The 5,458-nt window shown below is 38.3% G+C and carries 8 protein-coding genes and 2 pseudogenes; 5 read left to right on the top strand and 5 right to left on the bottom strand.

What is annotated here, in order from left to right:
* A partial coding sequence (locus H1P_RS30520; protein WP_144874825.1) for a DUF1350 family protein occupies positions 1 to 733 on the top strand: 733 nt, incomplete at its 5' end.
* Here H1P_RS30520 and H1P_RS30515 read toward each other — a convergent pair.
* A complete protein-coding gene (locus tag H1P_RS30515; protein WP_246142027.1) occupies positions 715 to 1,092 on the bottom strand; it encodes an HNH endonuclease in 378 nt (125 codons plus the stop codon). The genes H1P_RS30520 and H1P_RS30515 overlap by 19 nt on opposite strands.
* The gene (locus H1P_RS30510; protein ID WP_144874823.1) at positions 1,067 to 1,498 is read right to left on the bottom strand and encodes a hypothetical protein; all 432 of its coding nucleotides are present in this window, start codon (positions 1,496 to 1,498) and stop codon (positions 1,067 to 1,069) included. The genes H1P_RS30515 and H1P_RS30510 overlap by 26 nt, the downstream gene beginning before the upstream one ends.
* A gap of 153 nt (positions 1,499 to 1,651) precedes the next feature.
* Between H1P_RS30510 and H1P_RS30505 the strand changes: the two are divergent.
* A pseudogene (locus H1P_RS30505) lies at positions 1,652 to 1,828 on the top strand (tyrosine-type recombinase/integrase); the annotation flags it as partial.
* 76 nt (positions 1,829 to 1,904) lie between these two features.
* Positions 1,905 to 2,366: a hypothetical protein gene (locus H1P_RS30500; RefSeq protein ID WP_144874819.1), complete on the top strand. Its 462-nt coding sequence runs from the start codon at positions 1,905 to 1,907 to the stop codon at positions 2,364 to 2,366.
* A gap of 16 nt (positions 2,367 to 2,382) precedes the next feature.
* Here the strand turns inward: H1P_RS30500 and H1P_RS39615 are convergent.
* Positions 2,383 to 2,640 (bottom strand): annotated as a pseudogene (locus H1P_RS39615) (A/G-specific adenine glycosylase); the annotation flags it as partial.
* 11 nt (positions 2,641 to 2,651) lie between these two features.
* Positions 2,652 to 2,912, bottom strand: a complete 261-nt coding sequence (locus H1P_RS30490; protein WP_144874817.1) for a hypothetical protein — start codon at positions 2,910 to 2,912, stop codon at positions 2,652 to 2,654.
* A gap of 172 nt (positions 2,913 to 3,084) precedes the next feature.
* Between H1P_RS30490 and H1P_RS30485 the strand changes: the two genes are divergently transcribed.
* Both H1P_RS30485 and H1P_RS30480 read left to right on the top strand, forming a co-directional pair.
* Positions 3,085 to 3,324: a hypothetical protein gene (locus H1P_RS30485; RefSeq protein WP_144874815.1), complete on the top strand. Its 240-nt coding sequence runs from the start codon at positions 3,085 to 3,087 to the stop codon at positions 3,322 to 3,324.
* A 159-nt stretch (positions 3,325 to 3,483) separates the two neighbouring features.
* Positions 3,484 to 4,278, top strand: a complete 795-nt coding sequence (locus H1P_RS30480) for a tryptophan-rich sensory protein (RefSeq protein ID WP_144874813.1) — start codon at positions 3,484 to 3,486, stop codon at positions 4,276 to 4,278.
* On the opposite strand, the gene H1P_RS30475 is transcribed toward H1P_RS30480, so the two are convergent.
* Entirely contained in the window at positions 4,258 to 5,247 is a 990-nt protein-coding gene (locus H1P_RS30475; protein WP_222427321.1) for a competence protein CoiA family protein, read from the bottom strand. The two genes, H1P_RS30480 and H1P_RS30475, sit on opposite strands and share 21 nt — an antisense overlap.
* Positions 5,248 to 5,458 lie beyond the last annotated feature (211 nt).

Raw genomic sequence — 5,458 nt, 5'->3', positions numbered from 1 at the left:
TACTATTGCCTATCGTCGTTTTCTAACTGCTTTAATAGATTCGGGATATACCGTTATTGCCGTTCCTTTTCCTCTGAAATTCAATCACCAAGCAGTAGCCGAGTATCTCAAAGAAGAAAGAGATATTATTCGTAAAGCTTTGAATTATTCCCCAACTATCCCTCAAATTTGGGTGGCTCATAGTTTGGGATGTAAGTATATTGCTTTGCTGGAAATTCAAAAGGATATTATCGATCAGCCATCGTTATTAATTGCCCCTAACATTGGCTCAACTAGAAATGCTGTTCCCTTTGATTGGTTAGCTCATCTTTTGGATAAGTATAATCTTGGTGTTCGTCCGAGCCGAGAAATTACTAAACAGTGGATTGAAGAATCCATAAAAGCTTCCGAGTTGTTTCACATTACATCTTTACTTTCATTTAAGCAAGACTGTATTTCGGGAAATAGCAATGGCGAACAGAAATGTACCACAAGAGGATTATTACCCAATCCTCCCAGTACCGATGATGTACGCTGGCTTAATGATCTTTTAAAAGACCGTCCTGACTATATCTATTCTTTTGCTGAAATAGATGGTAGTCATACTCAATTGGCAAGTAGACAAATAGAACAAGTGAATCAATCTGCGTTGAATCTCATTGATAATCTCAGACAAGCAGCCAAAACTTTTTCATCTAAAGAATCTCTATGCTTCAGCGAAGAAGAGTGTCAAAACTACCACAAAGACAACTGACCAGGACTAGCATTACCATTACCCCTGGCGTGCATAGCCAAATGACAAATAGTACAGACAGCTAAGAGATTTTCTAACCGATTATCTTCTGGTTGATGGTTGCGATGATGAACTTGTAAGATATTCCCCGTCCACTCCGAGCGCGTTAATTCCTTCGGTTTCTCTCCTGGTTTGTAGCAAGCACGCCTACAACACTGACATCTCCACCCAGCAGATTCTTTCACTTTCTGAGCTAAATCAGTCCAATTGTCGGGATAACGAGTTAAATCTAGAGGCATTGTTCGGTAATAGCGATCGCTGTATCTTATATTACCGCAGAGTATTGAACTTGCTTTAAAAGAAGATGCTATACAAACCACCAAAAATCCTCACCGCCAGATAGTAGAGCCATTGAAGGGCAAAGCCTTCTAACATTTCCTTAAAAATCAGGTCGCGTTCCTTGCGATTAAAAGGCATTCTTTCTGATTCTTTCTTGGCAAATTGTCCCAACGCATCGTGAACTAGAGAAGCATAGTATGTTACTGGTTTATTTTCGTTAATTGCACCGTCGGGAGTTCCCACCCAAAAGAGATCGAGTATGTTAAATTTGGGCGAACAGCCATCCCAGGCATAACCCTTTTTGACCGTAATCGTGCCATCTGTTGCTATTTTTAGTCTGATTTCATCATCTCTGTCGGGAAACTCTAAATCTTCTTTGAGTTGTTTGGATACCTTTTTTGATTTAAAGTGATAATCTTCTTCTGACTTAAAAATATAATGAGACATAGTGCGATCGCTCCTTTTTCGATTAACTATAAAGTATTAAATAAAATATCTCCGTGAAATTATGTAAAGATAGCTCTTGAGAATGGTAGTCGGCGTACTATGCGGGGTTCGTCATTATGCGATCGCCAAGCTTGATATAGCTCATTTTCACCCCACGACTTCAGGCGTACTTTTGGTTCTGACTTGTTAGAAGCTGGTGAAGATGTTTTTATGGTGCAGGATTTGATGGGTCATGCCTCTACCATTACTACTAAAAGGTATGACAAAAGGGGAGAGGAGAAGAAAAAACGAGCGGTTAGGAAGTTGAAATTGGAGACGGCGATCGCTTAAAACTAAGTTTAGCTAATTTAAGTCAATTTTGGGAACTTTAAAAGAGAGTTATTTCAATACACTCTGAATAATTAAAATGATCCTAGAAAATTGTCCTAAATGCGGAGATAAGCTTAATTTTTTACAGTCAAGTGGTCGTTTGATATGCTCATCTTGCAAATGGATAAATCAAGATCAAACTAAAAAAGAAACTGAAAATAATTCAGTTATAAAACAAAAAGATGAAGAAAAACATAGTAATAATAATTCTTTTTCTTCAGTTCGAGTAATTGATAAAGATCAAAAATTTATCAAGATTTTTTTTCGTAATAAATCAGTTAATACAACTGGAAAAATATTGTTTGTAGTTGGATTCGTAACGATGTTATTGGGATTGGGTTATGACACTACTGTGTGTAGCGATCGCGCAGAGTATATTGATTATTGTTTTGACCGTACACATAATATAGGAAAACTCAATACACGCTCGAATATAGTAAATGTGGGTGGTTTTCTTTGCGTAGCTGGTTGTGTTTTATTCAGTAAATTGCAAGATTAAAAAAATGCGATCGCCCTTACCCCACCCAACAGCACCTCTCGTAAAGGGGACAGACATCGCAGTTGGGATTTCTAGCAGTACAAACTTTTGCTCCAAAGTCCAACAGGGTTAGATTCCAGCGTCCCACTTCCCTATCTGGTGCGACGGTTTCTGCTGCGTTCCATAAGATATTACAGCGCGACTTGACCCTTCCTCCAGTAATGCCAAAAAACCTTTCTAGAATACGAACTACGTTAGTATCCAGTACTGCTGCTGGCTGATTGAATGCCTGAGAGAGATCGAAATTTAATTATTAAAAGATGCGGTTTTAGAACTAGCCAACTCGATCAGTTCTTGTAACTTCTCTGCTCCGATATATTCGATTATTTCTGATAAATCTTCATCACTTATCTTGCCTTGAGAAAGAATTCCCCCACGCCAATAATTGATATTGTCATAAGTATCGGGGTCGAGTTCATCTGCATTTGTCTCTAGGTATTGTTTTAGTTCGTAAGCTAGAGCAAAGACAAAATTTGACTGGTTTTTATTCGGAGAATCAGAATACATATTTTCTACGATTGATAATGAATTAAATTATGTAGCTGTCATCTTATGATTGAAAATATTACCCATCTCTGTGGGAAACTAAAAGAAGCGCGATCGCGTAGTGGCAGGCTACTACGCGATCGCTACATATAATTGACTTTATAGTAGTATCTTTTTTATTTTCGTTTTAATTATGTCGTCTTTAGAAAAACGTTTGGCTGTATTTCGTAAGTTACCTTTGAGGGCGCAATTGGCTACAATTGTCTCATCTTTAGCTAACAAAACTTTAAGTCAGAATAAAACATATATCGATAGTTTAGAGAAAATTCATGGCTCATGTTTGGCGAATGCCACACCATTAGAAAAATTAGCTTATGACAAAGCGAAAGAATCAATCATTGATGAAAAATTACCAAAAGAAAATAATAAATAAACTAAAAGAAGCGATCAGCCTTCGGCTGGCACTGCGTGATCGCTCCTGACAGAAGACATTATCTGCACCCGTTCCACCTATTGATACTACAGATGACGAACGACTCAAAAGAAAGATAGGATAAGCCTTTGAGCATTAATATTCTGTTGGAAAACGTCAATGAAGTCAAACTCAGATATCCTCAGACAATTTACTAACCTCGTTGCTATTGTGGCTGCTTTTGGTACAAATGTTTCCGCGAATCTAGCCCCAATTAAAGGACTCAATATTGGCGAAATTTCTAATACTCTCTTCAAAGATGTGCTAATTACTCCTGCCAACTATGCTTTTGCTATCTGGGGAGTAATTTATCTAGGTTTATTTAGTTTTGCTATCTATCAAGTATTACCGAATCAAAGACAAAATCCCCATCTGCGTCAGGTGGGTTACTTTTTAGTAGCGAGTAGTTTGGCTCAGATTGTCTGGGTGTTTTGTTTCCTATCGAGGTGGTTTTTACTTTCTTTAATAGCAATGAGCGGAATTTTGCTACCGTTAATCACCATCACTCAAAGACTGGGAATTGGCAAAAAGAAATTTTCTCGATCTGACAAATGGTTAATTCAAATACCTATAAGTATCTATCTGGCTTGGATTAGCATTGCTACAATCGTCAACACGGCAATTGTTTTATACCATCGAGGCTGGAATGGGTGGGGAATTAGTCCGCAACTCTGGACTGTAGGCGTGCTAATTCTTGCTGGAGTACTCGCTGCTTGGATGAGTGTAGTTAGAAGGGATACTGCTTTTGTTCTAGTATATCTCTGGGGGTTGTCTGCGATCGCTTTACGTCATCTAGAGCAACCAATTATTGCGTTCACGGCAGGGATAATAGCACTTTTTATTCTCCTATTACTCATATTGAGCCATCTGCGCCGTCCCAAAATTGCTCCTGGTTCAAAAACCAATACTTTCTAGTTTCAATCCCATTATACGATCGCCCTTCTCGATATCTTGTAAAATCCCTAATTCTTCACTACTCAATACCTTTGTCGGTAATAGGTGCAAATCATCTTTGACCCGTTCGATATCTTCAAATTTATAGTATTCCGTCAGCTTGCCGATGGGATAGTTAAACTCTCTGTAGCGATGTTTAAAATAAAGTTCCACATTGCCCCTGTGCTGCCAGGTTTCTATGATGTTAATGTCTATTTTTGAATAGTGCTGTTTTAAATCTCGTTCTATCTCTGGTAGGCGATCGCTCATTGTTCTACTCGTTACTCCAATCTTATATAGAGTTTTACGATCTGCTTGAATTTGAAGGAAATAGAGAGTGAATCGAAGAATGCGCTGTAGTTGTAATTGGTAAATCTTTAAGTCGGCTAGTTTCTCGTATAACACTTCTCCACCAATAGCTTCAGCCATCTCGACTGAATTACTCAAGCGATCGAGTTCGGATAGTATCAAAGGCTCTTGTACTGCGTTGAACTTAGATAGTGACAGTCCGCCGACGGGAATCTTACCCAGGTCGGTAAAGTAATATCCTTTCTCTGTCCAGCTAAATAGCTTTTTCATCTCCAGTTCAAAGGGAACGGTGATAATGGGATAGTTCGTATTGCCGTATTCTCTCCACAAATCCTTGAGCAGTTGAAAATGTTTTGGTTTTAGATGAAGATGGAAATTGTCGTATAACGGTAGCGATGGCAGTTTGCCCTTGGATACTCTGAGGCAGGTTTCTCCGCTATGAGCGAAGTGGTGTTGTTTAATCTTGCCTTTTTTAGCAGTAAGTTTTGAGTCGCAGAAGGGACAGACTAAGTTAGTTTTTCCAGAAGGTACTTCATCAATCCTGACTAATTCTCTTTCTGGACTAACTCCATATTCTAGCCACATATATAAAACATCAGTACGAAAGTAAACAGGTACTATAGTAGCTTTATATTTTCCCAAACGGTTGACCCCATCTGTGCCAATTCTCTTTATTAAATGGCGATCGCCATATGATAAATACCCAAAAGCTTGAAACCATTATTATGTATAGCTTTAACCCAGATTTTGCTTGATGTGATACTCTTCTGAGCTTTCTTTAAAGACATTAGCAGACATTAAAAATAGCACTTATGAAAAGCATTAGCAGATGTAAAACCCTGATTTTTCGTTG

The organism is Hyella patelloides LEGE 07179 (assembly GCF_900659865.1).
In the GTDB taxonomy this organism is placed as follows: Bacteria; Cyanobacteriota; Cyanobacteriia; order Cyanobacteriales; family Xenococcaceae; genus Hyella; species Hyella patelloides.
This window is presented reverse-complemented; position numbering and strand designations above follow the sequence as displayed.

What these genes read in the sequence shown, in the direction of transcription:
- H1P_RS30510 (WP_144874823.1), bottom strand. Translation starts at nt 1,498, where the DNA reads ATGTCTCATTATATTTTTAAGTCAGAAGAAGATTATCACTTTAAATCA.
- H1P_RS30500 (WP_144874819.1), top strand. Translation starts at nt 1,905, where the DNA reads ATGATCCTAGAAAATTGTCCTAAATGCGGAGATAAGCTTAATTTTTTA.
- H1P_RS30490 (WP_144874817.1), bottom strand. Translation starts at nt 2,912, where the DNA reads ATGTATTCTGATTCTCCGAATAAAAACCAGTCAAATTTTGTCTTTGCT.
- H1P_RS30485 (WP_144874815.1), top strand. Translation starts at nt 3,085, where the DNA reads ATGTCGTCTTTAGAAAAACGTTTGGCTGTATTTCGTAAGTTACCTTTG.
- H1P_RS30480 (WP_144874813.1), top strand. Translation starts at nt 3,484, where the DNA reads ATGAAGTCAAACTCAGATATCCTCAGACAATTTACTAACCTCGTTGCT.